This window comes from Kordia sp. SMS9 (assembly GCF_003352465.1).
In the GTDB taxonomy this organism is placed as follows: domain Bacteria; phylum Bacteroidota; class Bacteroidia; order Flavobacteriales; family Flavobacteriaceae; genus Kordia.
Genome location: NZ_CP031153.1, coordinates 4,184,757 through 4,201,457, shown reverse-complemented (window position 1 = coordinate 4,201,457; position 16,701 = coordinate 4,184,757). Strand labels below are relative to the sequence as shown.

Below are 16,701 nucleotides of genomic sequence, written 5' to 3'. Positions count from 1 at the left end.
TTTCTGAAAAGCCACAATAGAGTAAGAATCACATCAAAAAACAAACATCATGTTACAAAAAATTAAAAATGTGCAAAATGCAACAGAGTTAGCCAAAGAAACACAAGCAAAAATTAACGGAGGCATTATGATTGAATGCGACGTAGACGCTGATTGTCCACTAAATTGGGCATGTGTACGCGGTTTTTGCTGTCCAAATCACTACTAAAATGAGTGAACATTTTATGAGTTAAGAAAAGCGTCAATTCGAGAGAGTTGGCGCTTTGTTTTTTTTAATATGTAGTGATTATGTCGTAAAACCAAACAACTTTTTTAAGTTGCCATAACCATTCCACGCACAGCTTCCGTCCATAATGACACGATGTGTATCTTTATAAATCACCAAATATTTATCTACAGTTGTGCAGCCCATATCACTTTGTTGTGAGAGTTCTTTTTCAAACTTTCGAATTTGCTGCATAAAATCGTTACTGAGTGTTTTCTTTTCGTTGTTGAGAATGACAAAATAGGTGTCATTTTCTCGCTGAAAAGTCATCGTTTCTTTTGTATTGTGAAAACAACCTGTAGAGCCAAAATGAATAGTAAATTGTTCACCGTTTTGCAATTTGTCAATAAAAGGAATCGTGTTTTCGGTCGTTTCTGTTTGAATAACGTTGTTTTGTGCTGTTTGAGCGTGGCTTCCCATCATACACATAAAGAGCAAGCCAATTAGATAGATTTTTTTCATAATTTGATTGATTATTGATGGAATAAAACTATGTAAATTGTCTGTAAAACAGAACCGTAAATGCGTAAACGAGTCGTTTCAGTTAGGCAACAGGCGTATTTCCATAGAAAGTGATTTCGAAAATTGCCAAAGCTGTCAACCATTTTTCTTCTTTTACAGTAGGTTTTTCGTGGAGCGATAGGAGTGAAGTGCCTAATGTTAATTCCTCAAAAATATATGAAACATCGTTTGTGTTCGAAATAGTATCATATAACGGCGCTTTTAGAATGGTTGCAACAGTTCGATCGTTTAAAACTAAGGTTTTGCTGTCTTCGGAAAATTTCAACTGTCCAATTCCTTTTTGATCAGCATTAAAAATTTTCCCTGATTGGTTCCACGAACCCAACAACGAATTATCGAAAAAAACAGTGATGGTTTCGCCTAAAAACTCATACACAAATTCGTGCTTCTTTGTTACGGCGACCAATTGTCCTTTGGCATTCAAACCGCGATCTACACGTTCAAAAGCGACGATTGGTTTTTGATGTGTGTTGTATAAAAATCCTGAAATTTTGGAATTTGTCACGGCTGCAGTACGTTCAAAAGTCATCGCATCCGTAATTTGAAGGTAAAAGTCTGCTTTGTGCGGCACGAGTTTTTTACGCTTTTTCAATATACGTTGCAACATTTCTTTGCGAGCAGTTTCTAAAAAAGCATCATTTTTCACATCTTTTGATTTCTTCATGACAAACGCAATCAGTACAATAAACACAAAAACGACTAAGGTGATCAAGATGATCATGATCGTGAAAAAATCCATAGAAACACATTTTTAGTTGCCAAAGATACGGGATTATCAAGAGATTTATAAACGTCACTTCGAGTGATTTTCTGTCATATTGAGCGCAGTCGAAATAGATAGAAAAGTTAGCCGATACTAAAGCAAAGCGTTTCTAAAATATCCGTTTCAAAAACCCTTTATTGGCTTCACTAATCTTGCGTAACACGGCTTCTTGTTCAAATTTAAGAATCACAATCGAACTCGGATTGCCCAATAAGTCAATTTCTGAACGTTGGTGTGCCGAAATCGTAATATTTTTACTCGCATTGACCACTGCTTTTCCTTGTTCGGTTGTTGTTACATGAACATCATCTGCCATCAATTCATGTGCGATGAATTCGCCTTTTTCCTTGACTTCTGTGATGAGTTTCTTCGTTTCGCCTTTCAATTTTACTTCGGCAAATTCTACGCGAGACGTAATGCTGTCTGCTGTGACGGTAAGTTCCATGTCGGCATCTTCAAACGCGTTGATCTGCAATTTTTTTGCAAAAAGTTCGTATGTATGTTCCGTTTTTCCGTAACTGTTAATCGTCAACGAATCAGATTTGATGCGCAAATTCAATTCTGCATTGCCCAACGCGTTGATTTCTGTATTTTTGAGATTCAGCGTCGTAAGCGATTTGATGACAGCATCATTATCCACATCAATTTTGGTCAAGGCTGAGGAAACTGTGACAAAAATTTCTAGTTTTTTACTACTACGAATTTCTTTGGAAGTTGAAATTTGAAGTGTTCCATCGACGACATCAATATTAAAAATTTCATGTAAATTTTCATCAGCAATCACTTCTACTTTCGGGGTTTCTCCATTGATCAGTACAATTTCGAGTGCTTCTTTCAGTTCCAAATTTGTAAACGGATCGAGTTCATAAATCACGGTGGTGACTTCTCTATTTCCTTTAATTTTTTCTTTTTTCTGTGCGAATGTTGTCAACGTTCCTAATAGAAAAAGTACAGTTATCAAATATGTTTTCATGTCTTTTCGGGTATTACGGTGTAAAATTACGATTCTATAACGCGAAACATAAAGCGTTTCTTATGTTTTAGCGAAAAGTGTACCAAGTGCAGATTTTTTGGATGAGTTGTTAGGTAATTTTAGACAGACATTCTATAAAAAGGTGATAGTAAGTAATAAATTTATGGTAATTACATAAAGCGTTCAGAGAAGAAACTACCCCAAAAACTTCGCACGTTCCTCAGCCGTCGGCATTCTGCAAGTTTCCTTTTGCCCAAACCATTTATAACGGTATTTGGCAACTAAATTATACACAGAATCATTGATGAATTTTGGTAGGATACGAAAGACCTGCAACAGTTTCCACGCGCCGCCAAATTCGTTCATAATGCGCAATGCCGCTTGCGATTTGTGATAATACGCTACGCCAGGTTCATATAAAATAACGGAATCTAATTGTTTAGGATCGAGGTGTAAATGCTTTTGGATGGCGATACCAATGTCCGACTGCAACGACGCAAAACGAAAAACATCATTTTTATCTTTCGAAATGATCTTATCGACAAAGCCATTGCATAAGTTGCAAACACCGTCAAACAGTACAATTTTTTTATCTTTTGGTAAGGTATCAATCATTTTCAAGTCTTTTCAAACTGTTTTACAAAGATACGACAATGAAATTTGAATTTTAAATGTTGGATTTTAAATGTTAAACTGATTTTTTTAAGAGCCAAGAGCCAAGAGCCAAGAGCCAAGAGCCAAGAGCCAAGAGCCAAACCAAATCAACAAATTAACAAACAAACAGCAAAGCGCCCCAACACCTAAGACTCAACACCCGAATCAACACCTAGCTCATAAATCTCCAAGTTGAAATACGGAATGGCAGCCAATAAATGATCAAAGATATCGCCCATGATGAATTCGTAGTTTTTCCAGATTTTATCGGTACTAAACGCATAGATTTCTAAAGGAATTCCCTGTGGCGTTTGTGCCAACTGGCGACTCATGATGGTCATATCCTTATTAATTGCAGGATGTGTTTCTAAATACGATTGTACATACTGTCGGAATACGCCAATATTGGTCAAATTGCGTCCGTTGATTAATACAGATTTGTCGATGTTGCGTTCTGCATTGAATTTTTCAATGATTCCCTGGCGTTTCTCTATATATTCAGTAATTAACTGTATTTTCTTGAATTCTTCAATTTCTTCATTGCTGATGTAATGAATACTCGGTGCTTTGATGATAATGGCACGTTTTATTCTTCGTCCGCCAGAATCGTTCATGCCGCGCCAGTTTTTAAACGAATCGGAAATGAGCGCGTAGGTAGGAATCGTGGTAATGGTTTTATCAAAATTTTGCACTTTTACGGTGGCTAAGTTAATTTCGATCACATCACCATCAGCGCCGTATTTTTCCATCGTAATCCAATCGCCAATTCGAACCGTATCGTTTACCGCAACTTGAATACTTGCGACAAAACCGAGAATTGTATCTCTAAAAATTAATAAAATAACCGCCGACAACGCTCCTAAAGTGGTTAAAAACGTGACAATGGATTTTCCAGTAATGATCGAAAAACTCAACACGAGTCCTATAAACCACACAAAAATCATAAACACCTGAATATAACTGTCAATCGGTTTGTCTTTAAACGTGTTTAGCGTCTTTAAGAAATCGCGCAAGGAGTTGAGAATACTGCGAATCACTTTAATAATCAATATGACTAGTAGAATGTCAATCGCAATCAAAAAACTGCTTTGAAAATTGGGAAAGTCAACAAACAAATACGGCGTGGTTTGTTCTATCAACAACACAGGTGCCAAATGTGCTATGTTTTGTGGTGTTTTATTCTTAACGAGAAAATCATCAAAATTACTTTTCGTTTTGGGAGCCAAACGGTAGGCGAGGGCAACTAGCAAGCGTCGTACAACATAATCTATAATAAATGCCAAAACAGCAACTGCTACAATACCTGCAATAAGGTTTAAATATATCGCAGTCGTTTCATTAGCATCATTCGCCATTAAATAATTATATACCCAACGAAACAGATTTTGTACTTCCATAAAAAAAGTTTTTACAAAGGTAGAATTTCCTAGTCACATGTCTTACAATTTGAGCTTTTTTCGAAGCTGTTCTTTATTTTCTGTATCTTTTATTTGGATAAAAGTCAAAAAATAGCCTTAAATTTACATTACAACCCAAACCCAATTAATTTTTGCGAACCCTAATTAACGTATTCTTTGTATTGTTTCTGAGCTTTTCCTATGCGCAGGAATTGCCTCCAATTATCAATTATACTCCCAAAATGTACAATGCAGATAATCAAAATTGGATGATTTCACAATCCGATGATGCGTATATGTATGTAGCTAATAATCAGGGTTTATTGGAGTTTAATGGCGCGCAGTGGAAACTCTATAAATCTCCCAATGAAACCATTATGCGTTCAGTAAAAGTGATTGGCGATCGTGTGTATACAGGTTGTTATATGAATTTTGGCTATTGGGAGCGAAACGCTGCAGGCACACTCAAATATACTTCGTTGAGCGATGCGCTAAAGCTAGAAATGAAAGAAGATGAGCAGTTTTGGGAGATCATTCAACTGGACAAATGGGTACTTTTTCAGTCGTTAGATCGAATTTATATTTATCACACCGAAGACAATTCGCTTAAAATTATCAATGCAGACAATATCATCACGAAATTATATAAGATTCAAGAGGAATTGTTTTTTCAAGTGTTGGGCGAAGGTTTGTACAGCATCGAAAACGGAAATAAAGTATTGGTGAGCGACAATGCTATTCTTCGCAATAATAGAATCGTGGGACTTTTCCCGAAAGGAGAACAAAAAATTATCATTACCCGAAATAGTGGTTGGTTTACCTTTGATAAAGACGGATTAACGGCGTTGCAGCTTCCGTATCAAGCACAATACAATCAAAAAAGTATATACACAAGCATGCAATTGAGTGATGGAAGTTATGTGTTAGGAACCATTGCAAAAGGCATCTTTTTCATTACGGAAGAAGGTGAATTGCGTTATCATATTGATCAAGAAAAAGGCTTGGGCGACAATACTGCATTGTCTTTGTTTGAAGATGTTGATGGAAATTTATGGGCTGGTTTGGACAATGGAATCAATTGTATCAATACAAAAGAACCGTTTAAATATTATGCAGATCAAACAGGGCGTTTGGGAACGATTTATGCGTCTATCATTCATGATGGATATGTGTATTTGGGAACAAACCAAGGATTGTTTTACAAGTCTGCTGAAAGCACCAACGATTTTACATTTATTGAAGGAACAAAAGGACAAGTTTGGTGTTTGCGTGTGATTGATGCTCAATTGTTTTGCGGACATGATACAGGAACCTTTCTCATTGAAAAAGGCACACAACAACGCATAGCAAATGTACAAGGAACTTGGGATGTAAAGAAGATTCCTGAGAAAAGCAACAAAATCATTCAAGGAAATTACGACGGATTGTATGTGTTGGCGAAAGAGAATGATACTTGGAAGTTAGATTACAAATTGAAAGGCTTTGACATCTCTTCAAAACATTTTGAATGGGTACATTCGACAAAAATATTGATGAACCATGAATACAAAGGCGTGTATGAGCTTACGCTAGATGAAGACTATCGAGAAGTTACTGCCTTTACTAAAAATGCAACCATTAAAAAAAGTGCCAACACCAGTTTGGTTGCTTTTGATGGGAATATTTACCAAGCCAATAAAAATGGCATTTTTGTGTATGATGCAGCATCCGAAAATTTTCAGAAAGATTCAATTTTGAGTACCATTTTTGAAAAAGATTATTATACTTCCGGAAAGTTGATTGTAGATGATGTTGGCTATTTGTGGGCGTTTACGAACAATTATATCAATTATGTAACAAAAGAAAAGCTCAACGGCGATTTTAAAGTACAACGCATTGCTATTCCACAATCGTTGCGTAACGAAATGAAAGGATATGAAAACATATCACACATTTCAGGGAAAACCTATCTTTTAGGAACGTCTAACGGATACATTACCATTGATTTAGCCGCCATGGATTCTAAAGAATACCAAATCAAAATTAACAGTGTAACCAATCGCACATTGACTGGAAACATTCGGGAAATAGCATTGCAGGCAGAAGATCAAGAATTCAAAGCCAAAGAAAATTTCTTAGCGTTTATGTACAGTATTCCTGCATATAACAAATATGAAGTTTCAGAATACTCGTATCAGCTTGAAGGTTTGTATGATGCATGGAGCGATTGGAGTACAGCATCAGAAATTTCCTTTGAAAACCTACCACATGGAAGTTATGAATTCAAAGTAAAGGCGCGCATTAATAATATTGTAACGCCAAATACAGCCACGTATCAATTTACGATTAACCGTCCTTGGTATTTGTCGAATGTTGCGCTTGCAGTATATGCCATTTTAGCGATTTTAATCTTCACTGCGATCAATAGTTTTTACAAACGCTATTATAAAAGGCAACGTGAACGCTTGCTAGAAAAGAAAACACGTGAATTAGCTTTAAAAGAATTGGAAGCGCAAAAAGAGATCATTCAATTAAAAAATACACAACTGAACAACGATATTGAGTCTAAAAATCGCGAATTGGCAATTGCGACGATGAACATGATTAAGAAGAATGAAACGCTCAACAGTATCAAGCAGGAATTACAAAAACAGAAAACCGAAACACAAGACGTAAAGCCAGTAATTCGTTTGATTGATAAAAACATCAACAATGCAGAAGATTGGAAATTCTTTGAAGAAGCGTTCAATCATGCCGATAAGGATTTCTTCAAAAAAGTAAAAGAATTGCATCCTCAATTAACGGCGAATGATCTTCGTTTGTGTGCGTATTTACGTTTAAATCTATCTTCTAAAGAAATTGCGCCATTACTTAATATTTCTGTACGAAGCGTGGAAATAAAGCGCTACCGTTTGCGCAAAAAGATCAGTCTTGCACGTGAAATCAATCTGAATGATTATTTCTTGAATCTTTAATCAACCCCAAAAAAATAAGCTACAATACAAAAGTATCATAGCTCATTAAAAAAATGTATTCAAAATTAATAATTCCTATTTAGTAATTGTAGTTGGACATCCTGGCTGTGTTTTCTCACCTCCACAACCTTGAGCACCAGAAGCTTTTAATCCTCCAGATATCATTGGCAATTCATTCAATTTTAAAATTGAAGTTTTGTGTAAGTCTAACTTTTTTCATGATTTAAAGTTTTAATTAATAATCATTCTAAAAATACAGAAAAAGAGACAGAATGCAGCATAGCTTGCCGATACACGACTACATCAGCATGTAAAATACCTCAACAATTTTAAAAAACACCTCAACATTACCACAACAATAACGTTGTAGTAGTTGTTTTTCTGCGTTACAGCCTACTTTTTTTGAAATACAGCATTGTTGTCAATATCATATAAACAAAGGGCTTTTATTAACAATTACTCAAAAAAGTTCATTAAAAATTAACGTGTATGTTTTTTGTATAGGTGTTTTTTAAGGATTCGTTAACAATAGTAGATAAATTGTGTCCAATTAAAAAACTACTATATGAACCGTTATGTAATCATCCTTTCATTCCTACTCGTCTCGATATGGAGTTATGGACAAGAGTTTGAGATAAAAGGTACAGTCCTAGAAGATGGCTCACAAATGCCATTGCCTGGAGTCACCGTTTTACTCAAAAACACCACAAATGGAACTTCCACCGATTTTGATGGAAATTTCACGCTGAAAAAAGTACCAAGTGGAAGTACCATTGTATTTTCTTCCGTTGGATATGCAACTCAGGAAATTGTGGTCAATTCAAACAAAGAATTAACCGTATTACTTAAAGAAGACGCAGAAGCATTGGAGTCTGTCGTTGTGATTGGATATGGTTCACAACGTAAAGAACTCGTTTCTGGAGCTTTTGCTTCGGTGGAAGCGGAAGAAATTGTAGCACGAAACCCAGTTCGTGTGGAAGAAGCTTTACAAGGATCAGCTTCGGGAGTACAAGTAAATGCTACTTCTGGTTCGCCAGGTGCAGCCTTAAACATTCGTATTCGTGGTATTACTTCTAACGGAAATAATGCACCCTTAATTATTGTAGATGGTGTCAATATTGGAGATGATTTAAGTGTGATAGATCCAAATGATATTGAAAAAATTGACGTAATTAAAGATGCAAGTTCCGCTATTTATGGTGTGCAAGCGTCCAACGGTGTCATATTAATTACCACAAAAGCAGGGCGCAAAAATGCCAAAACAAGATTTTCGTACAATGCCTTTTTCAGTGTGCAAGAAACTTCTAACAGATTGGACTTGATGAATGCTACAGAATATGGAGTGTATGTAAATGAAACAGAAATCGCAGATGGGAATTCACTACCATATCCAGACATTTCTTCACTTGGAGAAGGAACGGATTGGCAAGATGAATTATTCACAACTGCACCATTATTCAGTCACAGTTTAAGTGCTTCTGGTGGTTCAGAAAATATCACCTACGGAATTAGTGGTAGTTACTTAGGACAAGAAGGTATCATTGCCAGTGAAAAATCGAACTTTACAAGATGGACACTTAAAAACAACCTAAGCATTGATCTTACCGAAAAATTAAAACTAAACACTTTACTACTATACACAAACGTAAAAAGAAGAGGAATTCCTGAAGGTGGACGTGGTTCTATACTATATTATGGAGCAAATGCTTCTCCATTAACGCCCGTATTTGACGGAACAGACGGAAGTGGTCCTTCAAGAGGTTTCTCTTACATTGGAACTGAACAAGGAATTGAAATTGTAAATCCTTTGGCAGTCATTGATAATACCTATAATGAAACCAAAGTAAACCGTTTTACAGGAAAACTAGAATTGCAATATGATATCACAGACGATATTCAAGCAACATCACGTTTCAACTTTAACTATGCCGATGAAGTCAATCGTTTTTACATTCCGTTACAATATTACGGACAAGACAAAGTACAAAACACGGTACTAATTAATAATGCTAATCAATTTGTACTGGATACCAACGCAGATGGCGACAGAGACGTATACAGTTTGGTTGGAGAAAATGTACAAAACTACTTTGATTATACTTGGGAAAGTTTTGTAAACTATCAAAAAACATTTGGCGATCACAATGTAAATGCTGTATTGGGAACATCGCTACAAAGTTTTCAATACGATGGATTCTTCGCTACAGGATATTTAGTAAATGGACCTGACGATTGGAGCAATGCATATCTAAGCAATACACAATCATTTATTATTGACGAGGACGATACGCCAGACGGCGATCCACAAGATATTCAACAAACGTTAAGTCCAACCACAGGAATCGGAGAAGATCGTTTATACTCTATTTTTGGTAGGGTTCAGTATGATTATCAAGGAAAATACTTATTCTCAGGAATGTTACGTCGCGATGCTTCCACGCGTTTCGGACCCGACAATCGTGTAGGGTACTTTCCATCATTCTCAGGAGGTTGGATAATTTCGAAAGAAGAATTCTTCAAATCAAGCATCATAGACAATTTAAAACTAAGAGGAAGTTGGGGAATTACAGGTAACGACCGAATTGGTAGTTACCGTTGGTTAGGATTCCTACAAGGAGCCAATGCAGAAGCAACCTATCCATTTGGAAACACACTCTCTTTTGGAAATGCAATTGGTGCTTTATCAAATGAAAAACTACAGTGGGAAACTACCAAGCAAACCAATATTGGTTTTGATATGAGCTTATTTGATCGTAAATTAGACGTAAGTATTGATTACTATCAAAAACGAACAGAAGATTTACTCTTAGTTCCTGAAGTATCAGCATTGCTAGGAACAAGTGCTGGAGGAAGTTCAGCACCAGTAGTAAATGCGGGAATCGTAGAAAACAGAGGGTTGGATTTAAGCATCAATTTTACGCATGAATTTTCAGATGATTTTAGAATTCAAGTAGGATACAATCTAACAAGTATCGACAATGAGGCAATTGAAGTAAACAATGCCGCAGGATTCTTACCAGGAGGTTTGTTTGACTTGAATCAAAATACATCACGTTTCCAATCAGGATTGCCAATTGGAGCTTTTTGGGGATTACAAACAGACGGAATTTTCCAAAACCAAGCAGAAATTGACGCACATGCCGTGCAACCAAATGCGCAACCAGGAGATATCCGTTATGTAGATGTTGATGGCGATGGTGTTATTGAATTTGGAAGTGAAGACGATCAAAAAATGATTGGAAATCCAATTCCAGATTTTACCATGGGATTCAACTTAAACCTAAACTATAAAAACTTTGACTTTGGAACGTCGCTATATGCTTCTATCGGAAATGACATTGCTAGAAGTTACGAACGTTTCTTAACATACAGCAACAAATCAACGCTCTATTTAGATCGTTGGACAGGAGAAGGAACGTCAAACTCAGTTCCAAGAGCTTCTACAAATGCGGCAAACAATCGTTTATTTTCCGACTTTTATGTAGAAGATGGTTCGTACTTACGTATACAAAACATTCAAGTTGGGTATACATTGCCTGAATCTTTAACAGAAAAATTGCAGTTAGACAGATTCAGATTGTACTTTGGAGTAAACAATTTATATACGTTTACAAAATATCGTGGATTCAATCCTGATGTCTCCAATGCTGATCCGCTTTCGGCAGGTGTTGACTTAGGACAATATCCATTAGCAAGAACATTTACAACAGGAATCAGTGTATCATTCTAAACACATCACTATGTATAATAAGATAACAAAACTAGCAGCTACGCTGTTAATCATTATGAGTATACAATCTTGTGATGATTACCTAGACATATTGCCTCCAGGGCAAGAAAACTCAGAAAACTTTTTCAATACGCCAGATAACTATCAAGATGCTCTTATTGGAGTGTACGACTTACTATCTACTACGTATTTGAATAACATATTAGGCGAAATTGCCTCTGATAACAGTCTCTGTGGAGGAGAAAGTCCAACCGATGTACTCGACTGGCAACAAATTGACGATATGATTCATACGCCAGATAACGGAGCGTTGCGTAACATCTTTCAGTGGATGTATGCGGGAATCAGTAGAGCAAATTACATTGTTGAATTTCAAGACAACTTGGATTTTGAAGGAAAAGATCAATTACTTGCAGAAAACCTATTCTTGCGCTCGTACTTTTACTTTGAATTGGTGAAATTCTTCGGAGATGTACCCTTGTATACAGACAGAAGAATCACCATAGACGAAACACAAGCTATTGACAGAACTCCAAAAGAAGAAATATATATGCGCTTAGAAATGGATTTAATAGATGCCATTCCTAATTTACCTTGGACGCAAACGCAACAAGGAAGAGCTACCAAAGGAGCAGCTTGGGCATTACTTGGAAAAATATACTTATACCAAGAAAAATTTACAGAAGCAGCACAAGCATTCAATGAAGTCATTAACTCAGGACAATATCAATTAGTACAAGACTTCAACACAATCTTCTTAAACAACAACGAAAACAACTCAGAATCTGTATTTGAAATTCAATACTCAGGTACACAAGAAGGAGCAAGTTTTGAATGTTTTCAATGTGTAGAAGGAAATGTTGCTGTTGGTTTCATGGGACCACGTTTTCAAGGTGGAAACTTTAGTCCGTATGCTTCAGGGTTCAGTTTCAATGTGCCAGTGCAAGACGTCGTAAATCTCTATCAAGCAGCAGATACGCGTTTAGCAGCAACAATATTAGACATCAATGCATTTGTGGTAGCACGACCAGACGTAACCTTTACAGAAGGCTCGGAACACACAGGTCTTTTCAACCTAAAATACATTCCGTATGCAAATGACAACGTAATTCAAGATGCCAATATCAACCGTAGTAACAATTACAGAGCTATTCGTTATGCAGATGTTTTACTCATGGCAGCAGAAGCAAACTTGCGTGCGCCAGCACCAATCGCCAATCCGCAAACATTCTTAGATGCCATTCGCGACAGAGCTTTTGGAGACACAAACAACAGAATTACCGCTACATTAGAAAATGTATTAGCAGAAAGAAGAAGAGAACTAGCAGGAGAAGGACATCGTTTCTTCGATCAAGTTAGAACCGGAGAAACAAGCTCTATTCCAGGGTTTACACCAGGGAAAAACGAACTATTTCCAATTCCACGAATTGAAATCGAATTGGCAGGAAACCGTTGGGAACAAAATGCAGGATATTAATCGCTAGAAAAAGAAAACAATACACTACAAAATGAAAGCAATAAAATATGTATTTAGTATATGTCTCATCGCACTGATCGTTTTCAGTTGCGAGGATGACGAAAATTTGGACTTTGTAGACACCGCTAACGCACCTACAAACTTGTCCTTACTTACAGAAATTACCCAAGACAATACAGGTTTGGTGAAAATCACGCCGCTTGGAGAAGGGGTAACTTCGTATAACTTAAATCTTGGAGATGGTTCTGATATGGTCACTAACATTGCGCCAGGCGCATTTGTAGAAAATACCTATGCAGAAGGAACCTACGATGTAACGCTTATCGCGAAAGCATTAAACGGAGATACAACAACGTTGACGCAGCAAATTGTAGTATCGTTCCAAGCACCGCAAAACTTGGTCGTAACTATTGAAAACGATCCAGGAATCTCTAAACAAGTAAATATTACCGCTACGGCAGATTTTGCGATGAGCAATCAAATTAACTTTGGTGACGGAAGCGAAGTCGTAACAGGAAATATTGGCGAAACCATTTCGCATATCTATGATGATCCAGGAATCTACACAATTACATTAGTGGCAATGGGTGGAGCCATTGAAACTACAACCTACACGGAAGACTTTGAAGTAACAGCGATTGTAGCACCACTAGCATCGGCACCAGCACAACCTGCAAGAGCAGATGGGGATGTAATTTCGATTTTTAGTAGTGCCTATAATGATGTGCCTGGCACCAACTATTTCCCAGATTGGGGACAAGGTGGACAAGGTAGTAGCTGGGCATTGTTCGATTTAGGTGGCGATGAAATGTTACAGTACATCAACCTCAGTTACCAAGGAATCGCTTTAGCAGACGGAACATCAGTAGACGTTTCTGGAATGGAATTCTTGCACTTAGACGTCTGGACAGCAGATGTAGTAACGGATATAGAAGTATCACTCATCAACAATCCAGCAAGTGCAGCAGAAGCGCCTGTAACACGTCCATTAACAGCGGATTCATGGACAACGATTGAAATTCCAATTTCAGAATATGTAGATCAAGGTTTATCTGTCAATGAAATCTTCCAATTAAAATTTGTGGGAACACCTTGGGCAGCAGGAACGGTATTTATTGACAATATCTATTTCTATAAAGAACCATCACAAGCACCAACCATTGCAGGAACATGGAAAGTAGCTCCTGTAGCAGGATCATTAGCAGTAGGGCCAACACCAGGTTCAGGCGATTGGTTCTCTATCAGTGATGCACAAGTGGCAGAAAGAGCGTGTTTCTACGATGACACCTATGTGTTCGGAACAGACGGATCGTTTGCCAATGTTTTAGGAGCTGATACTTGGATTGAAGGTTGGCAAAGTGGAAGTGCAGACGCTTGTGGCGCTCCAATTGCTCCACACAACGGAGGTGCAGCAACCTATACGTATAACGATGCTGCCGGAACAGTAACCATCAACGGAACAGGATCGTATTTAGGAATTCCAAAAGCAACCAATACAGGAGAAATATCAACTCCTGGAGATGCTCCAAGTTCAATTACATATAATGTAACGTTGGATGATATCAACAACATGACTGTAGAAATTGAAGCAGGAGGAGGCGTATTCTGGACGTATAAGTTAGTCCGTGAAGGCGATGTGCCAAGTTCACCATTAGCAGGTTCTTGGAGTGTGGCTCCAGAAGCAGGATCATTAGCGGTAGGACCAACACCAGGTTCAGGCGATTGGTTCTCTATCAGTGATGCACAAGTTGCAGAAAGAGCATGTTTCTATGACGATGAATATGTATTCGGAAATGACGGATCATTTGCAAATGTTTTAGGAACAGACACTTGGATTGAAGGTTGGCAAAGTGGAAGTGCAGATGCTTGTGGAGCGCCAATTGCACCACATGACGGAACACCAGGAACTTTTGTCTATGATGCTGTTGCAGGAACAGTAACTATCAACGGAACAGGATCGTATTTAGGAATTCCAAAAGCAACCAATACAGGAGAAATTGCAAATCCTGCAGACGCACCAAGTTCCATTACATATGATGTAACTTTTATTGATGATAACACCATTACAGTACAAATTGAAGCTGGCGGAGGTGTATTCTGGACATACAAGCTAATCAAAAATTAATATAGAAAAAGATGAAGAAACTAAAATATATATTCGCATCGCTTCTAGCAGTCATGCTACTTACAGTAAGCTGTCAAGATGAAGCAACCGTAGGCGATATAATCACGCCAACAAACTTGCAAGTAACAGCAGTGCTGGCAGGACAAGATGCAATGAATCCAAACGGAGATGGTAGTGGTGTAGTTACCTTTAATGCTACGGCAGACAACGCCATTACGTATCGTTTTGCATACCTAAGTGACGAAAAGACAAGAGCAAATGGATCAGCATCGTTTATATTTGCTGAATTAGGACTAAATTCATACACCGTAAACGTAACGGCTTATGGAACAGGAGGAACCGCTACAACGACTACCATAACGGTAGATGTATTGGCTACTTATGAACCACCAGTAGAACTAGTAGAGAAACTAGTAGGTGATGGCTCTAGAACATGGAGAATTAAATCTGAACAGGCTGGACACTTTGGTTTAGGTCCTGTTGGGGGAACAGTACCAACAGAATGGTATGGAGCGCAACCTGATGAAAAGGCAACTGTGGGAATGTACGATGACAGATACATTTTTAATGCAGATGGAACTTTCACGTTTATCACAAACAATGAAAATGATGAAGGCGGAACAGATACTTCAGGAACGGTATTTGGTCGTGTAAATCTTATTGATGATTTAGGTGCTTCAGGTGGAGAAATCAACGGTGCAGATGTTGAAAACTTACCATATGACGATTTTCAAGAAAGTTGGGTGTTAATTGCGCCAAACGATGTAGAAACAATTGCACTCACAGGAAATGGATTCATAGGGTATTACACAGGTGGTTCACATACCTATGAAATATTTGATCGTTCTGTGCCAAATGAATTAATACTAAGAACTACAGATGGTAATGGCGAATTTGATTGGTGGCATATCATCACTTCCGCAGAACCAGCTACAGGATTCATTACACAATATGACAACCTTATTTGGGAAGATAATTTTGATGTAGATGGAGCTCCTGATGCAGCTAATTGGACATACGATCTAGGTGATGGCGGATGGGGAAATGGTGAAGCACAAACCTATACCAACGATGCAAGCAATGTAATCATTGAAGATGGAATGCTTAAAATTAACGCGATACAAGAAGCTGGTGGAAACTATACTTCGGCACGATTAAAATCTGAAAACCTTTTCGAATTTACCTATGGTAGAGTAGAAGTAAGAGCAAAATTACCAGCATCACAAGGTACATGGCCTGCAATTTGGATGCTTGGTGCCAACTTTGATAGCGTTGGATGGCCAGTATGTGGAGAAATTGACATTATGGAGCAAAAAGGACAAGACAAAAACACCGTTTTAGGAACCGTACATCATCCAGGTGTATCTCCAGGAGCCGGTGATTCTTCTACAACAGCATTGCCAACATCAACGACAGAATTTCATAACTACACAATAGAATGGACTGACACAACCATTACATTTTTAGTAGATGATTTTGTATATCATACCGTAAGTAACGATGTTACCTTACCATTCAACAATGATTTCTTCTTAATATTAAACGTTGCCATGGGTGGAACTTTAGGAGGAGATATTGATCCGCTTTTCACTCAGGATACTATGGAGATTGATTATGTAAGAGTGTATCAATAAGAGAAATAATAATAAAAATATATTTGAATATAGCTATACAACTAATCTTGCAAAATGTTTGTTCTTTTCAAATTTGAAAAGAACAAACATTGCAAAAAAAATAGCCAATATTCAGTGTTTAATTAGTAACAGATAAAGAACGTTTTCCCAAAATTTTACGTACTAATTCATAAAATTAATAAAGTTTTTATCTATAAAATACGAATT

General features: G+C 37.3%; 11 protein-coding genes. 6 read left to right on the top strand and 5 right to left on the bottom strand.

Annotated features, from left to right (window positions below; all coding sequences use genetic code 11):
* Positions 1-49 precede the first annotated feature (49 nt).
* Positions 50-208 carry a hypothetical protein gene (locus tag KORDIASMS9_RS23420; RefSeq protein WP_162820027.1) on the top strand — a complete coding sequence of 53 codons (159 nt, stop codon included), beginning with the start codon at positions 50-52 and terminating at the stop codon, positions 206-208.
* Positions 209-286: 78 nt separating this feature from the next.
* Here KORDIASMS9_RS23420 and KORDIASMS9_RS17845 read toward each other — a convergent pair whose 3' ends face one another.
* The 5 genes from KORDIASMS9_RS17845 to KORDIASMS9_RS17825 all read right to left on the bottom strand — a co-directional run bounded on the left by KORDIASMS9_RS17845 (position 287) and on the right by KORDIASMS9_RS17825 (position 4,574).
* On the bottom strand, positions 287-727 hold the full coding sequence (locus tag KORDIASMS9_RS17845; RefSeq protein ID WP_114904151.1) for a hypothetical protein: 441 nt from the start codon (positions 725-727) through the stop codon (positions 287-289).
* An 82-nt stretch (positions 728-809) separates the two neighbouring features.
* Positions 810-1,526, bottom strand: a complete 717-nt coding sequence (locus KORDIASMS9_RS17840) for a hypothetical protein (protein ID WP_162820026.1) — start codon at positions 1,524-1,526, stop codon at positions 810-812.
* A 133-nt stretch (positions 1,527-1,659) separates the two neighbouring features.
* Positions 1,660-2,523 (bottom strand): GIN domain-containing protein, encoded by an 864-nt coding sequence (locus KORDIASMS9_RS17835; protein WP_114904149.1) that lies wholly within the window; start codon positions 2,521-2,523, stop codon positions 1,660-1,662.
* Positions 2,524-2,718: 195 nt separating this feature from the next.
* The gene (locus KORDIASMS9_RS17830; protein ID WP_114904148.1) at positions 2,719-3,138 is read right to left on the bottom strand and encodes a thiol-disulfide oxidoreductase DCC family protein; all 420 of its coding nucleotides are present in this window, start codon (positions 3,136-3,138) and stop codon (positions 2,719-2,721) included.
* A gap of 185 nt (positions 3,139-3,323) precedes the next feature.
* Positions 3,324-4,574 (bottom strand): mechanosensitive ion channel family protein, encoded by a 1,251-nt coding sequence (locus tag KORDIASMS9_RS17825; protein WP_114904147.1) that lies wholly within the window; start codon positions 4,572-4,574, stop codon positions 3,324-3,326.
* 152 nt (positions 4,575-4,726) lie between these two features.
* Between KORDIASMS9_RS17825 and KORDIASMS9_RS17820 the strand changes: the two genes are divergently transcribed.
* The 5 genes from KORDIASMS9_RS17820 (at position 4,727) to KORDIASMS9_RS17800 (ending at position 16,494) form a co-directional block, all read left to right on the top strand.
* A complete protein-coding gene (locus KORDIASMS9_RS17820; protein WP_114904146.1) occupies positions 4,727-7,528 on the top strand; it encodes a triple tyrosine motif-containing protein in 2,802 nt (933 codons plus the stop codon).
* 565 nt (positions 7,529-8,093) lie between these two features.
* Entirely contained in the window at positions 8,094-11,258 is a 3,165-nt protein-coding gene (locus KORDIASMS9_RS17815; protein WP_114904145.1) for a TonB-dependent receptor, read from the top strand.
* A 10-nt stretch (positions 11,259-11,268) separates the two neighbouring features.
* Positions 11,269-12,735, top strand: coding sequence for a RagB/SusD family nutrient uptake outer membrane protein (locus KORDIASMS9_RS17810; protein WP_114904144.1), 1,467 nt, complete (start codon positions 11,269-11,271; stop codon positions 12,733-12,735).
* A gap of 31 nt (positions 12,736-12,766) precedes the next feature.
* Positions 12,767-14,860: a PKD domain-containing protein gene (locus tag KORDIASMS9_RS17805; RefSeq protein WP_162820025.1), complete on the top strand. Its 2,094-nt coding sequence runs from the start codon at positions 12,767-12,769 to the stop codon at positions 14,858-14,860.
* Positions 14,861-14,871: 11 nt separating this feature from the next.
* A complete protein-coding gene (locus KORDIASMS9_RS17800) occupies positions 14,872-16,494 on the top strand; it encodes a glycoside hydrolase family 16 protein (protein WP_114904142.1) in 1,623 nt (540 codons plus the stop codon).
* Positions 16,495-16,701 lie beyond the last annotated feature (207 nt).

What these genes read in the sequence shown, in the direction of transcription:
- KORDIASMS9_RS23420 (WP_162820027.1), top strand. Translation starts at nt 50, where the DNA reads ATGTTACAAAAAATTAAAAATGTGCAAAATGCAACAGAGTTAGCCAAA.
- KORDIASMS9_RS17845 (WP_114904151.1), bottom strand. Translation starts at nt 727, where the DNA reads ATGAAAAAAATCTATCTAATTGGCTTGCTCTTTATGTGTATGATGGGA.
- KORDIASMS9_RS17840 (WP_162820026.1), bottom strand. Translation starts at nt 1,526, where the DNA reads ATGGATTTTTTCACGATCATGATCATCTTGATCACCTTAGTCGTTTTT.
- KORDIASMS9_RS17835 (WP_114904149.1), bottom strand. Translation starts at nt 2,523, where the DNA reads ATGAAAACATATTTGATAACTGTACTTTTTCTATTAGGAACGTTGACA.
- KORDIASMS9_RS17830 (WP_114904148.1), bottom strand. Translation starts at nt 3,138, where the DNA reads ATGATTGATACCTTACCAAAAGATAAAAAAATTGTACTGTTTGACGGT.
- KORDIASMS9_RS17825 (WP_114904147.1), bottom strand. Translation starts at nt 4,574, where the DNA reads ATGGAAGTACAAAATCTGTTTCGTTGGGTATATAATTATTTAATGGCG.
- KORDIASMS9_RS17815 (WP_114904145.1), top strand. Translation starts at nt 8,094, where the DNA reads ATGAACCGTTATGTAATCATCCTTTCATTCCTACTCGTCTCGATATGG.
- KORDIASMS9_RS17810 (WP_114904144.1), top strand. Translation starts at nt 11,269, where the DNA reads ATGTATAATAAGATAACAAAACTAGCAGCTACGCTGTTAATCATTATG.
- KORDIASMS9_RS17805 (WP_162820025.1), top strand. Translation starts at nt 12,767, where the DNA reads ATGAAAGCAATAAAATATGTATTTAGTATATGTCTCATCGCACTGATC.
- KORDIASMS9_RS17800 (WP_114904142.1), top strand. Translation starts at nt 14,872, where the DNA reads ATGAAGAAACTAAAATATATATTCGCATCGCTTCTAGCAGTCATGCTA.